Source organism: Streptomyces sp. NPDC054770 (assembly GCF_053611985.1).
In genome coordinates, this window is the sequence record NZ_JBSHBL010000002.1 from 280,679 (window position 1) to 299,587 (window position 18,909).

At 72.4% G+C, this 18,909-nt stretch carries 13 protein-coding genes and 1 pseudogene; 4 read left to right on the forward strand and 10 right to left on the reverse strand.

The genetic code is table 11. The features are described 5' to 3' along the window. The 3 genes and pseudogenes from ACWGKQ_RS03825 to ACWGKQ_RS03835 form a co-directional block, all read left to right on the forward strand. Positions 1 to 404 (forward strand): annotated as a pseudogene (locus ACWGKQ_RS03825) (iron uptake transporter permease EfeU); the annotation flags it as partial. 47 nt (positions 405 to 451) lie between these two features. Continuing rightward, a complete protein-coding gene (efeB, locus tag ACWGKQ_RS03830; RefSeq protein ID WP_453290244.1) occupies positions 452 to 1,723 on the forward strand; it encodes an iron uptake transporter deferrochelatase/peroxidase subunit in 1,272 nt (423 codons plus the stop codon). 148 nt (positions 1,724 to 1,871) lie between these two features. Next, positions 1,872 to 3,032: a HoxN/HupN/NixA family nickel/cobalt transporter gene (locus ACWGKQ_RS03835; protein ID WP_453290245.1), complete on the forward strand. Its 1,161-nt coding sequence runs from the start codon at positions 1,872 to 1,874 to the stop codon at positions 3,030 to 3,032. A gap of 70 nt (positions 3,033 to 3,102) precedes the next feature. Here the strand turns inward: ACWGKQ_RS03835 and ACWGKQ_RS03840 are convergent, their stop codons facing one another. The 4 genes from ACWGKQ_RS03840 to ACWGKQ_RS03855 form a co-directional block, all read right to left on the reverse strand. Next, positions 3,103 to 4,062 carry a hypothetical protein gene (locus ACWGKQ_RS03840; protein ID WP_453290246.1) on the reverse strand — a complete coding sequence of 320 codons (960 nt, stop codon included), beginning with the start codon at positions 4,060 to 4,062 and terminating at the stop codon, positions 3,103 to 3,105. Positions 4,063 to 4,074: 12 nt separating this feature from the next. Next, positions 4,075 to 5,547, reverse strand: coding sequence for an APC family permease (locus ACWGKQ_RS03845; protein ID WP_453290247.1), 1,473 nt, complete (start codon positions 5,545 to 5,547; stop codon positions 4,075 to 4,077). Positions 5,548 to 5,843: 296 nt separating this feature from the next. Beyond that, positions 5,844 to 7,247 (reverse strand): Si-specific NAD(P)(+) transhydrogenase, encoded by a 1,404-nt coding sequence (sthA, locus tag ACWGKQ_RS03850; protein ID WP_453290248.1) that lies wholly within the window; start codon positions 7,245 to 7,247, stop codon positions 5,844 to 5,846. A 113-nt stretch (positions 7,248 to 7,360) separates the two neighbouring features. Continuing rightward, on the reverse strand, positions 7,361 to 7,576 hold the full coding sequence (locus tag ACWGKQ_RS03855; protein WP_453290249.1) for a hypothetical protein: 216 nt from the start codon (positions 7,574 to 7,576) through the stop codon (positions 7,361 to 7,363). Positions 7,577 to 7,723: 147 nt separating this feature from the next. On the opposite strand from ACWGKQ_RS03855, the gene ACWGKQ_RS03860 reads away from it, so the two are divergent. After that, positions 7,724 to 9,559 (forward strand): glycoside hydrolase family 15 protein, encoded by a 1,836-nt coding sequence (locus ACWGKQ_RS03860; RefSeq protein WP_453290250.1) that lies wholly within the window; start codon positions 7,724 to 7,726, stop codon positions 9,557 to 9,559. Positions 9,560 to 9,561: 2 nt separating this feature from the next. Here the strand turns inward: ACWGKQ_RS03860 and ACWGKQ_RS03865 are convergent, their stop codons facing one another. From ACWGKQ_RS03865 to ACWGKQ_RS03890, 6 genes are all read right to left on the reverse strand, one after another. Beyond that, positions 9,562 to 12,294, reverse strand: a complete 2,733-nt coding sequence (locus ACWGKQ_RS03865; protein ID WP_453290251.1) for a SpoIIE family protein phosphatase — start codon at positions 12,292 to 12,294, stop codon at positions 9,562 to 9,564. Between the two features lie 81 nt (positions 12,295 to 12,375). Then, entirely contained in the window at positions 12,376 to 14,901 is a 2,526-nt protein-coding gene (locus ACWGKQ_RS03870) for a SpoIIE family protein phosphatase (RefSeq protein ID WP_453290252.1), read from the reverse strand. Positions 14,902 to 15,021: 120 nt separating this feature from the next. Continuing rightward, positions 15,022 to 15,732: a 2-phosphosulfolactate phosphatase gene (locus ACWGKQ_RS03875; RefSeq protein WP_453290253.1), complete on the reverse strand. Its 711-nt coding sequence runs from the start codon at positions 15,730 to 15,732 to the stop codon at positions 15,022 to 15,024. Positions 15,733 to 15,763: 31 nt separating this feature from the next. Next, the gene (locus ACWGKQ_RS03880; protein WP_453290254.1) at positions 15,764 to 16,045 is read right to left on the reverse strand and encodes a YkvA family protein; all 282 of its coding nucleotides are present in this window, start codon (positions 16,043 to 16,045) and stop codon (positions 15,764 to 15,766) included. Between the two features lie 40 nt (positions 16,046 to 16,085). Next, positions 16,086 to 17,240, reverse strand: coding sequence for a hypothetical protein (locus ACWGKQ_RS03885; RefSeq protein WP_453290255.1), 1,155 nt, complete (start codon positions 17,238 to 17,240; stop codon positions 16,086 to 16,088). Between the two features lie 241 nt (positions 17,241 to 17,481). Then, positions 17,482 to 18,846, reverse strand: coding sequence for an FAD-dependent oxidoreductase (locus tag ACWGKQ_RS03890; protein WP_453290256.1), 1,365 nt, complete (start codon positions 18,844 to 18,846; stop codon positions 17,482 to 17,484). Positions 18,847 to 18,909 lie beyond the last annotated feature (63 nt).

Genomic DNA, 18,909 nt, shown 5'->3' on the forward strand with positions numbered 1-18,909 from the left:
GGCTCCAGAAGGCCTTCCCGGCCCAGGACTTCGACCCGGGCGACCTGCCGCTGCGCGCCCACGAGATCCTGGAGAACACCCTCCAGTTCGAGCTGACCGCCGACACCGACGAGGGCAGCGGCACCAACCTCGCCACCGCGAACGCCAACCTGGCCGGCACCCGTGAACTGCTGACCGTGCTGCGCCCGCTGCTGACCACCCGGGCGCCGAAGCTGCTGCCGACCGTCGACGCGGACATCGCCCGCCTCCAGCAGCTCCTGGACGCCGAGCACCGCGGCGCGAGCTGGACCCCGGTCGAGCAGCTCGACACCGTCACCCGGCAGCGGATCGCCGGCGCCACCGGACAGCTCCTGGAGGACCTCTCCCCGGTGCCGGACCTCCTGGAGATCAGGAAGTCCGCCTGATGAACCCCGCAGAGCACCCGCACCCGTACGACGAAGGGAACCCTCCGATGTCCGCTGCCGACACCCCGTCCTGCCCGATGGGCACCGGCCGCCGCTCCTTCGTGCGGACGGCGCTGGGCGCCGGGGCCGCGGGCGCGGTCCTGGCCGGCGGCGGCTTCGCGCTGAGCCAGGCAGGCGGCACCGCCGAGGCCCAGGCCGCCGACGCGACCGGTACGACCGAGGTCCCCTTCCACGGCATCCACCAGGCCGGCATCCTCACCCCGGCCCCGGCCGCCGCCACCTTCGTCTCCCTCGACGTCATCGCCGGCAGCCGGCAGGAACTCACCGACCTGCTGAAGACGATCACCGAGCGGGCCCGCTTCCTCACCTCGGGCGGCACCCCCGACGACCTCGGTGTCGGCGCGCCGCCCGCCGACAACGGCATCCTCGGCCCCGAGGTCCCCTCCGACGCGCTGACCGTCACCGTCGGCGTCGGCGCCTCGCTGTTCGACGACCGCTACGGCCTGGCGAAGGCGAAGCCGGCCCGGCTGACGCCGATGCGGACCTTCCCCAACGACAACCTGAAGGCCGCCGAGTGCCACGGCGACCTCTCGCTGCAGATCTGCGCCAACAGCACCGACACCGTCCTGCACGCGCTGCGGGACATCGCCAAGCACACCCGCGGTGCCATGCAGATCAAGTGGCGGATCGACGGCTTCCAGAACGCCCCGCGCCCCACCGGCGCCCAGCGCAATCTGCTGGGCTTCAAGGACGGCATCGCCAACCCGGACGTCAACTCCGCCCGGGACACCGACCGGCTGATCTGGGTCGGCGAGGGGCAGGGCGAACCGGCCTGGACGGCGGGCGGCAGCTACCAGGTCGTCAGGATCATCCGGATGCTCGTGGAGTTCTGGGACCGGGTCTCGCTCAGCGAGCAGGAGCTGATGTTCGGCCGCCGCAAGGACACCGGCGCCCCGCTGGACGGCGCCAAGGAGACCGACATCCCCCAGTACGCCAAGGACCCGCAGGGCAACGCCATCCCGCTGGACGCCCACATCCGGCTCGCCAACCCGCGCACCGCCCAGACCGACAGCTCCCGCATCCTGCGCCGCGGATACAACTACGACCGGGGGATCGACGGTGTCGGCAACCTCGACATGGGCCTGGTCTTCTGCTGCTACCAGCAGGACGTCCGGCGTCAGTTCGAGGCCACCCAGACCCGGCTCATCGACGAGCCGCTCGTCGACTACATCTCCCCGACCGGGGGCGGCTACTTCTTCGCCCTGCCGGGTGTGAAGAACACCAAGGACTGGCTGGGGAGCGGACTGCTGACGGCCTGACCACCGGACCGGCCTTTACCTTCTCATGAAGTTCTCTTGGTGAAGGCCTGTCGTGGGCGTTGCTGCGAACGATGTGCAAGTACGGGAGGATGGCACAAGACTGCCACTGGCAGCTGCCCATTGTTCGACCGAAGGATGTCACCCCCCGATGACGGCCGCCCCTGGTTCCGCTCCGTCCCTCCCCGCCCAGGCCGAGACCAAGCGCTCGGCCTGGCGCCGTGTCCGGAGCTCCATGACACGACAAGAGTGGATCAGGGTCGGCGGGATGGCCGGCTTCGTGCTGGCCCTGCACGTCATCGGCTGGGGCACCCTGGTCGGGATCATCGCCCCGCAGCACTTCAGCGTGGGCACCGAGTCCTTCGGCATAGGCATCGGCGTCACCGCGTACACACTGGGCATGCGGCACGCCTTCGACGCCGACCACATCGCGGCCATCGACAACACCACCCGCAAGCTGATGGGGGAGGGGCAGCGGCCGCTGTCGGTCGGCTTCTGGTTCTCCCTCGGCCACTCCAGCATCGTCTTCGGCCTCTCGCTGCTGCTCTCGTTCGGCATGAAGGCCCTGGCCGGACCGGTGCAGAACGACGGCTCGCACCTCCACGAGGTCACCGGCCTGATCGGTACGACCGTCTCCGGCACCTTCCTCTACCTCATCGCCGGCATCAACCTCGTCATCCTGGCCGGCATCTGGAAGGTCTTCCGGCAGATGCGCTCCGGCGCCTACGACGAGGCCGCGCTGGAGACCCAGCTGAACAACCGCGGCTTCATGAACCGCTTCCTCGGCCGGGTCACCGGCTCGATCAGCAAGCCCTGGCAGATGTACCCGCTCGGCCTGCTGTTCGGGCTCGGCTTCGACACCGCCACCGAGATCGCCCTGCTGGTCCTGGCCGGCTCCGGCGCCGCCTCCGGCCTGCCCTGGTACGCCATCCTCACCCTGCCGGTGCTCTTCGCGGCCGGGATGTCGCTCCTGGACACCATCGACGGTTCGTTCATGAACTTCGCCTACGAGTGGGCCTTCTCCAAGCCGGTCCGCAAGGTCTACTACAACCTCACCATCACCGGCCTGTCCGTCGCCGTCGCCCTGATCATCGGCAGCGTGGAACTCCTCGGCCTGCTCGCCGACAAGATGAACCTGCACGGCTTCTTCTGGGACTGGGTCGCCGGGCTCGATCTCAACACCGTCGGCTTCGTCATCGTCGGCCTCTTCTTCGCCACCTGGGCGATCGCCCTGCTGGTCTGGAAGGCGGGCCGTATCGAGGAGAAGTGGACCACCGGCCTGGCCCAGCCCGCCGAACAGACCGAGGGCTGAGCAGCGCCCCAAAGGGGCGCGGGGAACTGCGCGACCAGCCACGACGGCGCCGCAGCCGGCACACGGCGTATCAACCGCGCACCTTCAGATCCGCCCGCCACTTGAGGATCTGCTTCTCCGCGTCGCCGGTGTACGACCACGGCGTGCGGGTCGCCCGCCGACCCTGGAGCCGCAGCAGGTCCGCGGCGATGTCCGTGACGCCCGCCTGACAGGCCGCGTGCGTCAGGTAGTTGAGGTCACGCAGCTCGCCCGGGGCGACCGGGCCCTCGCCGCGCTGGGCGATCCAGCGCTCCCAGGTGCGCCGGACGTCGCTGACCGCGCCGTCGTGCTTCCAGTGCTGGCTGAGCGCGACGGAGTTCTGCTGTCCCTGCGCCGCGTCCAGGGCGTACCGGAACTCCTCGACGCGGGCGTACTGCACCAGGACGGGCAGTGCGCAGCCCGGCGGGGCGACCCCGGCCGCGTCCCGGGCGAAGTCGTACATCAGGCCGTGCGTGCCGTGCCAGCGCGCGGAGTAGTAGTGGAGCACCTGGAGGTGGCCCTCCACGTTGTACGGGTCGCGCCGGTGCAACTCGTCCCACCAGCGGGCGAGTTCCTGCCGGCGCACCCCGGTCGGATACAGCCGGGCCACCGAGATCAGCGAGACCCAGGGGGTCGGGTCCTGCGGGTACGCCTCGGCGGCGGCCAGGCAGGCCAGCACGGCGGTGTCGATCCTGGCCCGGTCCATCGGGGCGCCCCGGCCCGCCGAGATGGCCAGGGTGAACGCCCGGGCCGTCTCGGTCGCCGCCCGCAGCACCAGCGCGTCGGCGCCGTGCGGCTCGGCGGCCAGCCAGGACTCCACCGTCGAACTGCCCGCGCAGGCCTGCGCCAGCAGCCGTACCCGGTGGCCCCGGACGAGCCAGTCCGGACCGGTGTCCCGCAGCAGGGCCCGCAGGCCCTGCCAGCGGCCGATGACGATGTCCTGTCGGGCAGAGGTGAGAGATTCGTCCCCGCAGTCCGGGTCGAAGTCGGGGGCGAAGCGGTCGCGCGCCATCGGACTCCTACCTCAGAAATCGGTGGGGAGGCCTTCGTAAGCCCGGGCATCTGCGCTGACGTGGTCGTCGGGGACCCAGTCGGCCTCGACCGTGCGGGTGGCGTCCAGCCTGGCCGGCCGGTAGTAGTCGCTGCCCTGCTTCCAGTACCAGAGCATCGGGACCAGGCCGACGGCCAGACCGCCGATGCCGATCGCGATCGCCGCGGTGCTCAGCTGGCCCAGCGACTCGACGAAGATCCAGAACATGAACAGCGCGCCGCCCAGCGGCCACAGCCCGCCGAGCAGGAAGTTGCCCGCCGACTTGAACAGGATCTTGCGGTAGGCCACGACCACCGCGAGGCCGGCCAGACCGTAGTAGACGGCGATCTGGAGGCCGATCGCCGAGATGGCGTCGGAGAGGATCTCGCCCACCGAGCCCAGCGCGTTGGAGGCGATGAACAGCGTCAGCGCCACCGCACCGACCACGCCGATCGCCACGTGCGGGGTGTTCCAGGTGCGGTGCACCCTGCCCAGCGCGGCCGGCATCGTCCGGTCGCGGCCCATCGCGAACAGCGAGCGGGTGACCTGGATGAGCGTCGTCTCCAGAGTCGCGATGGTGGACAGCATCACGGCGACGATGAGCAGCTTGCCGCCCCAGCCCGGCCAGATCGCCTCGCCCAGCACGCCCAGCACATTGGCGTCGTTCGCGGCGATCTGGTCCGAGGACAGGATGACGTTCACGGCGATGGTGAACACCTCGAACAGGGCGAAGACGATGCCGACGCCGATCAGGCCGGCGAGTCCGGTCGTCCGGCGGGAGTTGCGGGTCTCCTCGCTGAGGTTGCTGGTGACGTCCCAGCCCCAGTAGTAGAACGCGGCGATCAGCGCGCCCGAGGCGAAGCCGGAGACGCCGTCGAAGTGCGAGAAGCCGAGCCAGGACCAGTCGAAGGCGCGGGCGTTGCCGGTGTGGAAGAGGGCCAGCACCGCGAACAGCAGCAGGATGGCCAGCTCGATGCCGGACATCAGCAGCTGGGCGCGCACGGTGAGGCGGGCGCCGCCGAGCACCACCGCCAGCATGACCAGGAACCAGGCGGCGCCGACCACCGTGGAGAGGCCCACGTTGTCGGCGAGGCCCGAGTCGAACAGGGACAGCGTCATCGACCCGGCGGGCAGTGAGCCGGCCACCATGAAGATGGTCGCGGACACCACCAGCGCCCAGCCGCTGACGAAGCCGAGGAACGGGTGCAGGGTGCGGCCCACCCAGGAGTAGCTCGCGCCGGCGTTCACGTCGATCCGGCCCAGGTAGCTGAAGGCGAGCGCGATGCCCAGCATCGGTATCGCACACCACAGCAGGGCCGCCGGACTGGCCAGCCCCACCGACCCGACCAGCACCGCGGTGGTGGCGGCCAGCGAGTACGCGGGTGCGCTGCCCGCGATGGCCATGACCACGGTGTCGAACGTGCCGAGGGCGTTGGCCTGGAGCCCTCTGCCCCTGATGTTGCTCATGGTTGTGCTGCTTTCCGGTCGTGCAGGGCGCACGGGAGTGCAGGCCCGCGGCGGTACGGGTGGGGGGTGCGCGACCCGCCTCGTACCCGGAGAGGGATGGCCTCGGGCAAAGGGCCGGTCAGAGAGAAGAAAGGGGTGGTGAAGGCCGCATGCCGAGAGTCGGCGAACGGTCACACCGCGTGTGTGGGTGTGACTATAGCGGGCCTCTTTGACCTTTCAAGCTGACCGACCGGTAATCACATATGCCACTTGGGGCCATCAACTCTCACATCGGAAGCAGCGGTTCCGGTAGCCCCTCAGTCCTCCAGCCGGTCGAGCTGCCGCAGTTTGTTGGTGGCGTCCAGGGCTGCGACCTTGTACGACTCCGCCAGCGTCGGGTAGTTGAAGACCGCGTCCACCAAGTAGTCGACCGTGCCGCCGCAGCCCATCACCGACTGACCGATATGGATCAGTTCTGTCGCTCCGGTACCGAAGCAGTGCACCCCGAGCAGCCGCCGGTCCTCGGGGGAGACCAGGAGCTTGAGCATGCCGTGCGAGTCGCCGATGATCTGGCCCCGGGCCAGCTCCCGGTAGCGGGCCACCCCGACCTCGAACGGCACGCATTCCTCGGTGAGTTGGTCCTCGGTCCGGCCGACGAAGCTGATCTCGGGAATGGTGTAGATGCCGATGGGCTGGAGGTTGTCCATCTGTCCGACCGGTTCCCCGCAGGCGTGGTACGCGGCGACCCGGCCCTGTTCCATCGAGGTCGCGGCGAGCGCCGGGAAGCCGATCACGTCGCCCACGGCGTAGATGTGCGGCACCTCGGTGCGGAAGTGCTCGTCCACCTTGATCCGGCCCCGCCGGTCCGCGGACAGGCCTGCCTTGTCGAGGTCGAGTCCGTCGGTCAGGCCCTGGCGGCCCGCCGAGTACATCACCGTGTCCGCCGGTATCTTCTTGCCGCTCTCCAGCACGGTCAGCGTGCCCCGGGGATGCCGCTCGACGGCGGCCACGGTCTCCCCGAACCGGAAGGTGACGGCCAGGTCCCTCAGGTGGTACTTGAGCGACTCCACGACCTCCATGTCGCACATGTCGAGCATGGCTGCGCGCTTCTCCACCACGGTCACCTTGCTGCCGAGCGCGGCGAACATGCTGGCGTACTCCATGCCGATGACACCGGCGCCGACGATGACCATGGAGCGCGGCACCCGCTCCACCGACAGCACGTTGTCCGAGTCCATGATGGTGCGGCCGTCGAACTCGACGCTGTCCGGGCGGGCCGGCCTGGTGCCGGTCGCGATCACGATGTGCTCCGCGCTCAACAGCCGTTCGTTGCCGTTGGGTTCGCGCAGGGCGACGGTGTGCGGGTCGATGAACCGGCCGGTGCCGGAGCAGAGGGTGACATGGTTGCGGGAGAGCTGGTTGCGGATGACGTCCACCTCGCGGCCGACCACGTGCTGGGTGCGCGCGGTCAGGTCGGCGACGGTGATGTCCTCCTTCAGCCGGTAGCTCTGGCCGTACAGGTCGCGCTGGGTCAGGCCGGTCAGGTAGAGGACCGCCTCGCGCAGGGTCTTGGAGGGGATGGTCCCGGTGTGGATGGACACGCCGCCGACCATGTCGGGGCTGTCGACGACGGCGACCCGGCGGCCGAGCTTGGCCGCGGCGATGGCGGCCTTCTGGCCGCCGGGTCCGGAACCGATGACGAGCATGTCGAAGTCGGGCACCCTGCGAAGTCTGTCAGCAGCCGCCCCCGCTTCGAAAGGGTGAACGGGCAACCTTCGCGTGAAATCCGGTACGGACCTGGGCGCTTGCGCGCCTCAGCGGCCCGCCGCCGGAGTCAGGGCAGCAGCCGCTCGATGCAGTTCGGCCCCTCGCGCTCCATCTTCTTCCTGGCCCATTCGAGCGTGGCCGGGGTGACGTCCCGGCCCGACGCCATCACCAGGTCCTCGGGCGCCACCCCGGTGCCGGGGGCGCTGTGCAGCAGGGAGTCCGGGGTGGTGCGGTCCTCGGACGACCGGGACGCCCGGGATGCTTCGGGTTCTGAGGTCGACATGGTCCCTCCTTCGCGGAGCGGGGTGCACACTCTCACGATTGCCCGCCCGGTCGCACCCCGCATCCCGGGAAGCAATTCGCCCCTTTTCAGCCGTGTCCCTTTTAAGCTGTATGGTGACCGTACATCCGTTCCGGGGAGGCCGTCACGATGGCCGAACAGTCGTTCTACCAGAATGCGCCCGGGAGCCCCCGCTACCTGCCGATCGCCGAACACGGGCTGATCGGCGATCTGCGCAGCGTGGCCCTGGTCGGCAGCAACGGCACGATCGACTGGTACTGCAGCCCGTCCTTCGACGCCCCCAGCGTCTTCGCCGCCGTCCTGGACGCCGAGCGCGGCGGTTTCTTCGCACTGGCCGCTGCCGTACCGGCCCGGACCAAGCAGTTCTACTTCCCCGACACCAATGTGCTGATCACCCGGTTCTACACCGACGAGGGCGTCGGCGAGGTCCAGGACTTCATGCCGGTGACGGGCGCCTCCGGCGAGTGCGAGCGGCACCGGCTGATCCGCCGGGTGCTGTGCGTGCGCGGCACCGTCCCCTTCCGGGTCCGGGTGGCCCCCCGCTTCAACTACGGCGCCGACCCGCACACCCTGCGCCTGCTCGGCGACACCGCCCTGTTCGAGTCCGCGGTCAAGTCCCTCCTGCTCACCTCCACGGTGGCCCTGGAGAGCGAGGGCCCGGACGCCTGTGCCGACTTCAAGCTCTCCGAGGGCGAGTCCGCCGTCTTCGCCCTCGACCAGGCCGGCGAGGATATCGCCCCGCGGGGCTGCGCCCGTGCCGAGGCCGAGCGGCAGTTCGAGGCCACGGTCTGCTACTGGCGGCGCTGGCTGCACCAGTCCCGCTACCGGGGCCGCTGGCGCGAGATGGTGCACCGCTCGGCGCTCACCCTGAAGCTGCTCACCTACGCCCCCACCGGCGCCATCGTCGCCGCGCCCACCACCAGCCTCCCCGAGCAGTTCGGCGGCGAACGCAACTGGGACTACCGCTACGTCTGGATCCGCGACGCCGCCTTCGCCGTCTACGCCCTGCTGCGGCTCGGCTTCAGCAGCGAGGCCGCGGCCTTCATGAAGTTCGTGACCACCTACATCAGCCCCGGCGACGGCTTCGCCTCCGGCCCGTTGCAGATCATGTACGGCATCGACGGCCGCACCGACCTGCCCGAACGCGAGCTGTCCCACCTGGAGGGCCACTGCGGCTCCGCCCCGGTCCGGGTCGGCAACGGCGCGGCCGGCCAGCTCCAGCTCGACATCTACGGCGCCCTCATCGACTCGATCTACCTCTACGACAAGTGGGCCGAGCCCATCTCCAGCGCCCAGTGGGACGACGTCACCCGCCTCGTCGGCTGGGTCTGCGACCACTGGGACCAGCCCGACGAGGGCGTCTGGGAGACCCGCGGCGGCCGCAAGAACTTCCTCTACTCGCGGCTGATGTGCTGGGTCGCCATCGAGCGGGCGATCCGCCTCGCCAACCGGCGCGGCCTGCCCGCCGACCTGCCCCGCTGGCTCCAGTGCCGCGACACCATCTACCGGTGGATCATGGACCGCGGCTGGTCCGAGCGGCGCGGTGCCTTCGTCCAGCACGAGGGCGGCGACGTCCTGGACGCCTCGCTGCTCATGATGCCCCTGGCCAAGTTCATCGCCCCGACCGACCCCAAGTGGCTGTCCACCCTGGACGCCCTCACCGAGGACCTGGTCTCCGACTCCCTCGTCTACCGCTACGACCCGCAGGCCAGCCCCGACGGCCTGCGCGGCGACGAGGGCACCTTCTCCATCTGCTCCTTCTGGTACGTGGAGGCCCTGGTGCGCGCCGGGCGTGTGGACGAGGCCCGGCTCGCCTTCGAGAAGATGCTCACCTACGCCAACCACCTCGGCCTGTACGCCGAGGAAATCGGCCGCACCGGCGAGCAGCAGGGCAACTTCCCGCAGGCGTTCACCCATCTCTCCCTCATCAGCGCCGCCTTCAACCTGGACCGGGCGCTGGGCTGAGGTCAGGGCAGCGGCTGCTCCGCCCAGATGACCTTCCCGGCGGGCGTGTAGCGGGTGCCCCAGCGCTCGGCCAGCTGCGCGACCAGGAACAGGCCCCGGCCGCCCTCGTCGGTGCTCGCCGCGTACCGCAGATGCGGCGAGGTGGTGCTGCCGTCGGAGACCTCGCAGACCAGCGTCCGGTCGTGCAGCAGCCGTACCCCGATGGGCGCCCGGCCGTGCCGGATGGCGTTGGTGACCAGCTCGCTGAGGATCAGCTCGGTGGTGAACGACAGCTCGTCCAGGTCCCAGCGGGCGAGCTGCCGGGTCACCCGGGCCCGCACCTCGGAGACGGCCGCGGGATCGGCCGGCACCTGCCACTCGGCGACCCGGTCCGCGCCGAGCGCCCGGGTGCGGGCGACGATCAGCGCCACGTCGTCGCTGGGGCGGGCCGGCAGCCGCTCCAGCACGGCCGCGCAGGTGTCGTCGGGGGTGCTCCCGACCGCCGACTCCAGGGCGCCGGCGAGCAGTTCGAGGCCCTCGTCGATGTCCCGCTGCCGGTCCTCGACCAGCCCGTCGGTGTAGAGGACCAGACTGCTGCCCTCGGCAAGCTCGAGATCGGCCGTCTCAAAAGGCAGTCCCCCCACCCCCAGCGGCGGCCCCGCCGGCACGTCCGGGAACTCCACGCCGCCGTCCGGCCCGGCCAGCGCCGGCGGCGGATGACCGGCCCTGGCCACCGTGCACCGCCGGGACACCGGGTCGTAGATCGCGTACAGGCAGGTCGCCCCGGTGACCGTGGCCATGGCGTCCGCGGGGGTCTCGTCCTGGTCGATACGGACCACCAGCTCGTCCAGCAGGCCCAGCAGTTCGTCGGGCTGCAGGTCGAGCGCCGCGAAGTTGTGCACGGCGGTGCGCAGCCGCCCCATGGTCGCCGCCGCGTGCAGCCCGTGCCCCACCACGTCCCCGACCACCAGCGCCACCCGGGCCCCGGACAGCGGCAGCACGTCGAACCAGTCGCCGCCCACGCCCGACTGGGCCGGCAGATAGCGGTAGGCGATGTCCAGGGCGCTCTGCGCGGGCAGGCTGCGCGGCAGCAGGCTGCGCTGGAGGGTCACCGCCATGCTGTGCTCGCGTGTGTAGCGGCGCGCGTTGTCGATGGAGACGGCGGCCCGCGCCACCAGCTCCTCCGCGAGCGCCAGCTCCTCGGCGTCGAACGGCGCGAGCTTCTCCGAACGGCAGAAGTTGGCCAGGCCCAGCACCAGGTTCCCGGCCCGCAACGGCACCGTGATCAGCGAGTGGATGCCGAAGTCCAGGATCTGCTGGGTGAGCTCCAGGTCCTGGGCCCGCCAGCCCGGCGACTCGCCGAGCCGCGGCTCCACGACGGACTCACCGGTCTCCAGACTGCGGCCCTGCGGAGAGGACGCCACGAACTGGAACCGCTCGCCGACCGGATACAGCGGGGCGTCCTTGCGGATACCGGCGAACGCCACCCGGCGCAGCGCGTCCCCGGGCTTGGGCTCCTCGCCCTTGAGGACCGCGTCGTACAGGTCGACGGTGACGAAGTCCGCGAACCGCGGCACGGCCAGCTCCGTCAGCTCCTCGGCGGTGCGGGTGACGTCCAGGCTGGTGCCGATGCCCACCCCGGCGTCGTACAGCATGTTCAGACGCTCCCGGGCCACCTCGGCGCGGCCGGAGAGGGCGCGCAGCTCGGTGGAGTCGCGCAGGGTGATGACGCTGCCGGGCGGGCCGCCGCGTACCTCGATGGGGCGCTGGTTGACGGCCAGCAGCCGGTCCTTGACCAGGTGCACCTCGTCGGTGGCGACCCGTCCCGAGGCGATCAGCGTCGCCGTCTCCGCGTCCAGTCCGAGGTCCGGGACCCGGCGGTGCTCGGCGTCCGCGGGCAGGTCGAGCAGGCGCTGCGCCTCGTCGTTGGCGAGGATCAGCCGGCCGTCGCCGCCGACGATCAGCACACCCTCCCGCACGGAGTGCAGCACCGCGTCGTGGTGCTCGTACATCCGGGTCATCTCGTCCGGGCCGAGACCGTGTGTCTGGCGCAGCAGCCGCCGGCTGACCAGGGCGGTGCCCGCCGTCGCCAGGGCCAGCGCCGCGGCGGCCGCGGTCAGCAGCAGCGGCAGCTGCTGGTGGGCGGTGCCGCCCACGTGCGCGGTGGTGATGCCGGCCGACACCAGGCCCACCACCGTGCCGTTCGCGTCCCGCACCGGGACCACGGCCTGCACCAGCTCCCCGATGGTGCCGTGCACCTCCTCGGTGACGGTGCCGCCGGCCAGCGCGGGCCCGATGGTCCCCACGAACTTCTTGCCGATGCGGTCCGGCTTGGGGTGCGTGTACCGGATCCCTTCGGTGTTCATGACGACGATGAAGTCCACGCCGGTCGCCTTGCGGGCCGCCTCGGCCCGCGGCTGGAGCACCTTCGTCGGGTCGGGCAGCCGCAGCGCCGCCGCCGTGCCCGGGGCGTCGGCGAAGGTCTGGGCGACCGCCAGGGACCGGTTGCGGGCCTCCGTGGTGCTGTCGTGCCGTACCTGGAGCACCAGGGCCAGCACGGCCGACACCACCAGCAGCAGCACGATCACCACTTGCAGCATGAACACCTGTCCGGCCACGCTGCGGCCGCTCAGCGCCGACCACAGCCGTCCGGACCGGACACGCCCCGGCTCGCTCGGCTCCCGCTGGGCGAGCGGCGCGCGCGGAGTCCCGGATCGGGACGGCCGAGTGTCGGACCGGCCGGGCTGACGGACCATGAGCCCATGTCTACACTGCCCGGCCCCGCGAGGCGAGAGAGCCCCCTGAGGTAACCGGCTGGACGTCCCGTTCTGTCCCGGTCATCCTCGGCGCGCGGGCCCCGGGCGGCGGGTGGCGAGCAGCAGCGCCACGTCGTCGGGGCGGTCGGTGGCGTGCCGGGCCATGGCGGTGAGCCGGTCCGCCACCCCGGTGAGGGTCCGGGCGCCGCGCCGCCCCGGCGCCGCCCCGGCCTCCGCCAGGGCCGCCCCCAGCGCGGCGATGCCGTCGTCGATGTCGGCGCCCGGCCGCTCCACCAGCCCGTCCGTGTACAGGGCGAGGATCGCGTCCGGCGCCAGCTCCAGCTCGGTCACCGGATACCGGGCCCGCGGATCCACGCCCAGGACGACCCCGCCGGGTATCTCCAGGACCCGGGTGCGGCCGTCCGGGGCGCGCAGCAGGGGCGGCGGATGACCGGCCCGGGCGATCCGGGTGCGCCCGGTGGCGGGGTCCAGACGCAGATAGCAGCAGCTCGCGAACTGACCCGGGTCGAGGTCGATGAGCAGCCGGTTGGTGCCGCTCAGCACCTCGTCCGGCGGCCGGTCGCTGAGCGCGAACGCCCGCACCGCGCTGCGTAGTTGCCCCATGGTGGCGGCCGCCTGCACACCGTGTCCCTGGACGTCGCCGATGACCAGGGCGAGGCCGTCGCCCGCGCCGACGACGTCGTACCAGTCGCCGCCCACGTCCATGCCCTGGGTGCCCGGCAGATACCGGCCCGCGGTCTCCACCTGCGGGTGCGCCGACAGCCGGCGGGGCAGCAGCGCCTGCTGGAGACCGCGGGCGAGGGCGGCCTCGCTGTCGTAGCGCCGGGCCTTCTCCATCGCGTGCGCGATCAGACCGGCGAGCGCGGTGAGGACCGTGCGCTCCTCGGTGCTGAAGCCGCGCTCCACGTCGAAGCCGAGGATGCAGGTGCCGACCGGCCGCCCCGAGGCGATCAGCGGCAGGAAGGCGCGGGCGCCCACGGTCGCGTCCAGGGGGAGGCCCGGGTAGGTGTCCGCCAGCCGCCGCATCGACTCGAAGAACAGCGGCCTGCCGGTGGTGAGGGCCTCGACGCCGGGGATACGGGCGTCCAGGCCGACCCCGTCGAACGGGGCGAGGAAGCCCGCCGGGAAGCCGTTCTCCCAGGCCAGGTAGAGATGCCGGTCCTGGAGCAGGTAGATGGCGAGCCGGCCGCCGCCGAACGCCGGCAGCAGCTCCTGGGTCACCACCGCCGACACCTGCCGGGCGGTGACCGCGTCGGTCAGGGCGATGGCCAGCGCGATCGGCCGGTACAGCGGGGCCATCGAGGGCCCGCCGGGCCGCCCCAGCCCGGCCGCCGCGCCCGCCGCACCCGCCGCGTCCGGCTCGGCCGGGCGGGGCAGGTGCACGGTCGGGTCGATCAGGCCGGCCGGGGCGACCGTGCAGGTGATCAGGTCCTGACCCGGGTGCACGGACAGGGCGAGGAGGTCGCTCTCCGCGGCGTCCCCGCGGCGGACCTGGAAGTGCACCGGGCCGCGGGAGAGCAGCGCACCCCGCCAGTGGTCGTCGTACGGCGGCCCGCTCAGCCACGGCATCGCCTCCCACACGGGCCTGCCGAGCAGCTCGGAGCGCGGCCGGCCGGCCAGCCGGACGGCGGCCGGGTTGGCGTAGCGGACGACCCCGGAGCGGTCCAGGCAGAAGACGCCCTGGGGGAGCAGATCGGCCGCTCCGTCGGTGGCCCCGGCCGCCGGGCCCGGGTCGACGACGATCCCGGAGACCAGGGACGGGTCGGCGGCACCGGGCGGCGGCCACAGTTCCAGGAGGAGCGGGGTGCCGTCCGCGGCCCGCACCCGCAGCGGGGCGTACGGCGGCTTGCCGGCCGCGGTCTCGCGCAGCGCGGCCAGCACGTCGGCGGCGTCGTCGGGCGTCACCGCCACGGCCAGCTCGGCGCCGGTACCGGGGAAGTCCTGCGGCGCCATGCCGAGCAGGGCGTGCAGCCGGTCGTCCGCGCGCACCGCCGAGGTGGCCGGATCCCAGGTGAAACGGCCCACCCGGGCCGCCCCGGGCCGGCTCGCGGGCGGCCGGATGCACACCGGCTCGCCCTCCCAGGCGACCGCCGCGTCGCCCTCCTGCGCCACCAGTTCGCGCAGTCCGGCCCCCAGGCTCTCGGCGAGCCGGCCCAGCCGGTCCAGGTCGGGCAGCTCGTCGACGGTGTCCGGGGTCGCGGGGCGCAGCACGGTGAGCACCCCGAAGGACGGCTCCGCCCCGGGCACGGGCGTGTACACCGACCCGAACTGGAACGGCAGGCCCGCCGCGAACTGGGGATAACGGCGCACCATCTCGGTGGCGTCGGGCAGCACCACCCGCACCCCGAGCCGGTAGGCGTCCGCGACCGGGAACGGCCGGTCCACGTGCAGTCGCCACCAGGGCCGGAACAGCGGGCCGGGCAGCCCCACCAGCGTGGCCAGCCGGAGCAGCCCGGGGGTGCCGGAGCGCAGGTACACCCCGGCGACGTGGCCGCCCGCCGCGCCCAGGGCGCCGGTCGAGGCCTCGACCAGCAGCGCGGTCAGCCGCTCACGCGCCCGGCCCATGGGCTCGCCGCTCCCTGTCATCGGGTCCTACCTCGTCCGCGCACCGCCGGGTGGGTGACACAGCAAGAATGCGTCACGACGGCCCGAAAACGCACCTCCGCGACACGGATCGGACGGCGGTTGCGGACGGCGCAGGCCGGCTCAGCCCGCGCCGACCGGCCGCAGTACCAGGTGGCCGTCCTCCCGGCCAGCCGCCATCGCGAACGGGAAGGTGTCCGTCTCCAGGCAGAGCGGTACGTCCTCGGGGTGGACGCCCTCCCAGCCGAGCCGCAGGCCCTCGGCGAGCCGCGCCGCCCCGCCGGAGTTCCGGGCCCGCGCCACGAACGGGCCGGGCGCGACGGAGCCGTCGGTCACCAGCCGGGCGATGTACTCGGCGCAGGCCAGGTCCTCCTCGGCCCGCCCGCCGTCCCCGGTGACCACGAAGGTGACCGCCGCGGGCCGCTCGCGCCGCAGCACGGCGGCGGTGGCCCCGGCGACCGCGAAGCTCGCGCACAGCAGCAGCCGGGCCCCGGCGACGGCCAGCGCCCCGGTCGTGCCGGCGGTGGTCTTCTGGACGACCGTGCGGCCCTCGACGTCCAGCGAGCGCAGCTGGGCCGGCGAGTTGGCCAGGTCGAAGCCCGGTACCACCGGACCGTCCTGGAAGGCCAGCCAGCCGGGGTGACGGGCCTTCAGTTCCAGTGCCTCGTCGAGGGTTTCGGCGAACACGATCCGCTCGGCGCCCCGCCCGAACGCCCAGGCCGCCACGGTGAAGGCACGCATCACGTCGACGACCACGGCGACTTCGGGCGTCGCGGCGGGCGTCCCACCGGGTGTCGAGGACAGGCCGGGGAGACCGGTGAACGTGGCTCGCATCGCCCCATCATGGCAGCCGGATGCGGCCGGGTCAGAGTTCCGGGTCCTCCGCCGGCAGGGCCGCGCGCATCGAGCGCAGGGCCAGCAGCAGGACCCCGATGTCGTCCAGGTAGATCGGGTCGGGCAGCAGGTCGGTGGGGAGCACCAGATACAGCACGGCACCCCAGAACACCCAGCGCGAGCCGGTCGGCAGCCCGGCCCGGCGCAGGGCGCGCCGGGTGCGGACCAGCCGTACGAGTACCGCGACGGCGCCGGCCAGCAGGCCCGCGGCGACGATCGCGCAGATCACGAGCACGGTCGTGGTGGTGTCCATGGCTGTCCTGTCGTCCGGCCCCGATCCGGCCCGGGGTCCCTCACTGCTCCGTCTTCCCGGTTTCGTCCTCGGGCATGACGGCCGGCCCGGCACTCTCCTTCGGAGCCCGCAGCCCCTTGAAGGCACGCGTCAACTGCTGGAAGGGGGACGCGGGTTGCGGAGCCGCCGCGACCGCGGCCGGGGCCGGGTGGTCGCGGAGGGCGGCGAGCGCCTCACCGGCCCGCTCGGCGGCCTCCCGGTAGAGGTCGCGGGACCTGGTCATTGCCTCCAGCGCCTCGGCGTACTGCGCCACGCGCCCTCGTTCGCGGGCCAGCTCCTCCTCCAGTGTCATCAGGGTCCAGTTGTCGCGCAGATCGGCCAGCGCCTCCTCGGCGCCCTGCGGCGCGGGCTTCGGCAGCGCGATGAACCGGCGTACGGCGGCGATCAGTTCGGTGGGCTGCGAACCGTCCAGGAAGACGCTGCGCACCGCGTACTCCTGCGCGTCGTAGTCCGACGGCGCCGGGTCGGGGGGCAGCAGCACGGCGCCGCCGCGCGGGATCTCGACCCCGAGGTCGCGCAGCGCCCAGTTGACGGCACGGAACTGCTGGGGCGCGGCCCGGTGTTCCACCACGCGGTGCGCGAGGCCGGGCGGCAGCTGCCGGACCAGCGGCAGCCGGCCGAGCGCGTCGGGCGTCATCGCCTCGTGCACGACGAGGTTGACGCACCAGGCGTCCTTCGCCGCGTCCCGCAGCACCCGGCGCATGTCCTTGTCGTCGGCGGGCAGCGGGTTGACGGTGCGCAGCCGTACGCCCGCCACGGCCGGGTGGTAGTCCCAGGCGGCCTCGCCGCCGTCACCGGCCTCCTCGCCGTCGGGCCAGAACATCGCCGCCGGGGAGGGCCAGGCTTCGTCCCAGGGCCGGTCGGCCTCGGCGACGAGCTGCCACTCGCGCCCCGCCTGATGGCCCTGCGGCGCGACGAGGGTCAGCCGGGCGCGCACCGTCACGGTGCCGTCGTCGACGCGCCAGCGGGCTTCGAGGACCCGCCGGGCGGAGTCCTCGGGCATCGGGGGTTCGGCGAAGTCGTCGAGGGCGCCGGTCTCCTTGCGGCGGCGCAGGATCCTGCGGATCACGTCTTCGGAGTCCGGGCCCGTGTGGCGGCCGCGGGCGGGCCAGACGGTCGGCGGAAGGACGGCACGGTCGGGCGCGGAGTTCGACATGGGCCAATCTGCTGCTGGGGGCGGGCTGAATCTCCAGTATCACCGCCCGGGAGCGGGTCCTGAAGGGCGGGGGCCGCCCGCGCACGGGGAGTGCGCCCCGCACCCGGGGTGCGCACCCTGTGCGTCATGCGGCGCCGCTTCACCCGTGCCCCTGATCAGGCACGCCCCCGCACAATGGGGGCGGCGAACGGGGCCCGCCCGCCCATCCGCTCAGGGGCGGGCCCCGTTCGGCGTCAGTGCCTCACGCGCCACTCTCGCGGAGCATGTCCTCGCGCTCGACGAGCTTGACGCGCTCGCGGCCCTGCGGCTCGCCCAGGGCCTTCTCGGCGGCGTCCAGCCGGTACCAGCCCTCCCAGGTGGTGAAGCGGACCTGGCGCTCGGCGAGGAAGGCGTCCACGGCCTCCGGCGCGGGCGCCTCGGGGGTGTGCAGCCGCCCGTTGGCATGGTCGTCCAGCAGGTTCGACACGGTCTCGTTGGCGTCGCCCTTGGTGTGGCCGATCAGGCCGACCGGGCCGCGCCGGATCCAGCCGGTGACGTACGTCGACTGCAGGTGGTTGCCGCTCTCCTCGATGACCCGGCCGCCCTCGTCCGGGACCGTGCCCGACTCGATGTCCCAGGGCAGCTTGGGCAGCTTGTCGGAGAGGTAGCCGACCGCGCGGTAGACCGCGGTGAGGTCCCAGTCCTTGAACTCGCCGGTGCCCTTCACGTTGCCGGTGCCGTCGAGGGCGGTGCGCTCGGTGCGCAGGCCGGTGACCTTGCCGTCCTCGCCGAGGATCTCGGCCGGCGACTCGAAGAAGTGCAGGAAGAGTTTGTGCGGGCGGTCGCCGACGTCGCGGATCGCCCAGTTCTCCAGGGTCTTGGCGACCATGTCGGCCTGCTTGTTGCCGCGCCGGGTCTCGATCGAGCCCGCGTCGTAGTCGATGTCCTCGGGGTCGACGATGACCTCGATGTTGGGGGAGTGGTCCAGCTCGCGCAGCTCCATCGGGGAGAACTTCGCCTGCGCCGGGCCACGGCGGCCGAAGACGTGCACTTCGAGGGCCTTGTTGGCCTTGAGGCCGTCGTGGACGTTCGGCGGGATCTCGGTCGGCAGCAGCTCGTCGGCGGTCTTGGCGAGGATGCGGGCCACGTCCAGGGCCACGTTGCCGACGCCGAGGACCGCGACCTTCTCGGCCTCCAGCGGCCAGGTGCGCGGCACGTCCGGGTGGCCGTCGTACCAGGAGACGAAGTCGGCGGCGCCGTAGGAGCCGTCCAGTTCGATGCCGGGTATCCGCAGCTCGCGGTCGGCCGTGGCGCCGGTCGAGAAGATCACCGCGTCGTAGAAGGAACGCAGGTCGTCGAGGCTGATGTCGGTCGGGTAGTCCACATTGCCGAAGAGGCGGATCTGCGGCTTGTCGAGCACCTGGTGCAGGGCCGTGATGATGCCCTTGATGCGCGGGTGGTCGGGGGCGACGCCGTACCGGATCAGGCCGAACGGGGCGGGCATCCGCTCGAAGAGGTCGATGGACACGCCGGGCTCGGCGGCCACCCCGGACTTGAGCAGGGCGTCGGCGGCGTAGATCCCGGCGGGGCCGGCTCCGACGATGGCTACCCGCAGGGGGCGCGGCATGATCAGGTTCCCTTCGAGTGAGGACAAGCGATCTCGAACGGGAAGCCTAAACTAAGGCAGTCC

Coding starts and splice junctions, on each gene's coding strand:
- ACWGKQ_RS03890 (WP_453290256.1), bottom strand. CDS start 18,846: ATGCCGCGCCCCCTGCGGGTAGCCATCGTCGGAGCCGGCCCCGCCGGG.
- ACWGKQ_RS03845 (WP_453290247.1), bottom strand. CDS start 5,547: ATGAGCAACATCAGGGGCAGAGGGCTCCAGGCCAACGCCCTCGGCACG.
- ACWGKQ_RS03860 (WP_453290250.1), top strand. CDS start 7,724: ATGGCCGAACAGTCGTTCTACCAGAATGCGCCCGGGAGCCCCCGCTAC.
- ACWGKQ_RS03865 (WP_453290251.1), bottom strand. CDS start 12,294: ATGGTCCGTCAGCCCGGCCGGTCCGACACTCGGCCGTCCCGATCCGGG.
- ACWGKQ_RS03840 (WP_453290246.1), bottom strand. CDS start 4,062: ATGGCGCGCGACCGCTTCGCCCCCGACTTCGACCCGGACTGCGGGGAC.
- efeB (WP_453290244.1), top strand. CDS start 452: ATGTCCGCTGCCGACACCCCGTCCTGCCCGATGGGCACCGGCCGCCGC.
- ACWGKQ_RS03855 (WP_453290249.1), bottom strand. CDS start 7,576: ATGTCGACCTCAGAACCCGAAGCATCCCGGGCGTCCCGGTCGTCCGAG.
- ACWGKQ_RS03885 (WP_453290255.1), bottom strand. CDS start 17,240: ATGTCGAACTCCGCGCCCGACCGTGCCGTCCTTCCGCCGACCGTCTGG.
- ACWGKQ_RS03880 (WP_453290254.1), bottom strand. CDS start 16,045: ATGGACACCACCACGACCGTGCTCGTGATCTGCGCGATCGTCGCCGCG.
- ACWGKQ_RS03875 (WP_453290253.1), bottom strand. CDS start 15,732: ATGCGAGCCACGTTCACCGGTCTCCCCGGCCTGTCCTCGACACCCGGT.
- ACWGKQ_RS03870 (WP_453290252.1), bottom strand. CDS start 14,901: ATGACAGGGAGCGGCGAGCCCATGGGCCGGGCGCGTGAGCGGCTGACC.
- ACWGKQ_RS03835 (WP_453290245.1), top strand. CDS start 1,872: ATGACGGCCGCCCCTGGTTCCGCTCCGTCCCTCCCCGCCCAGGCCGAG.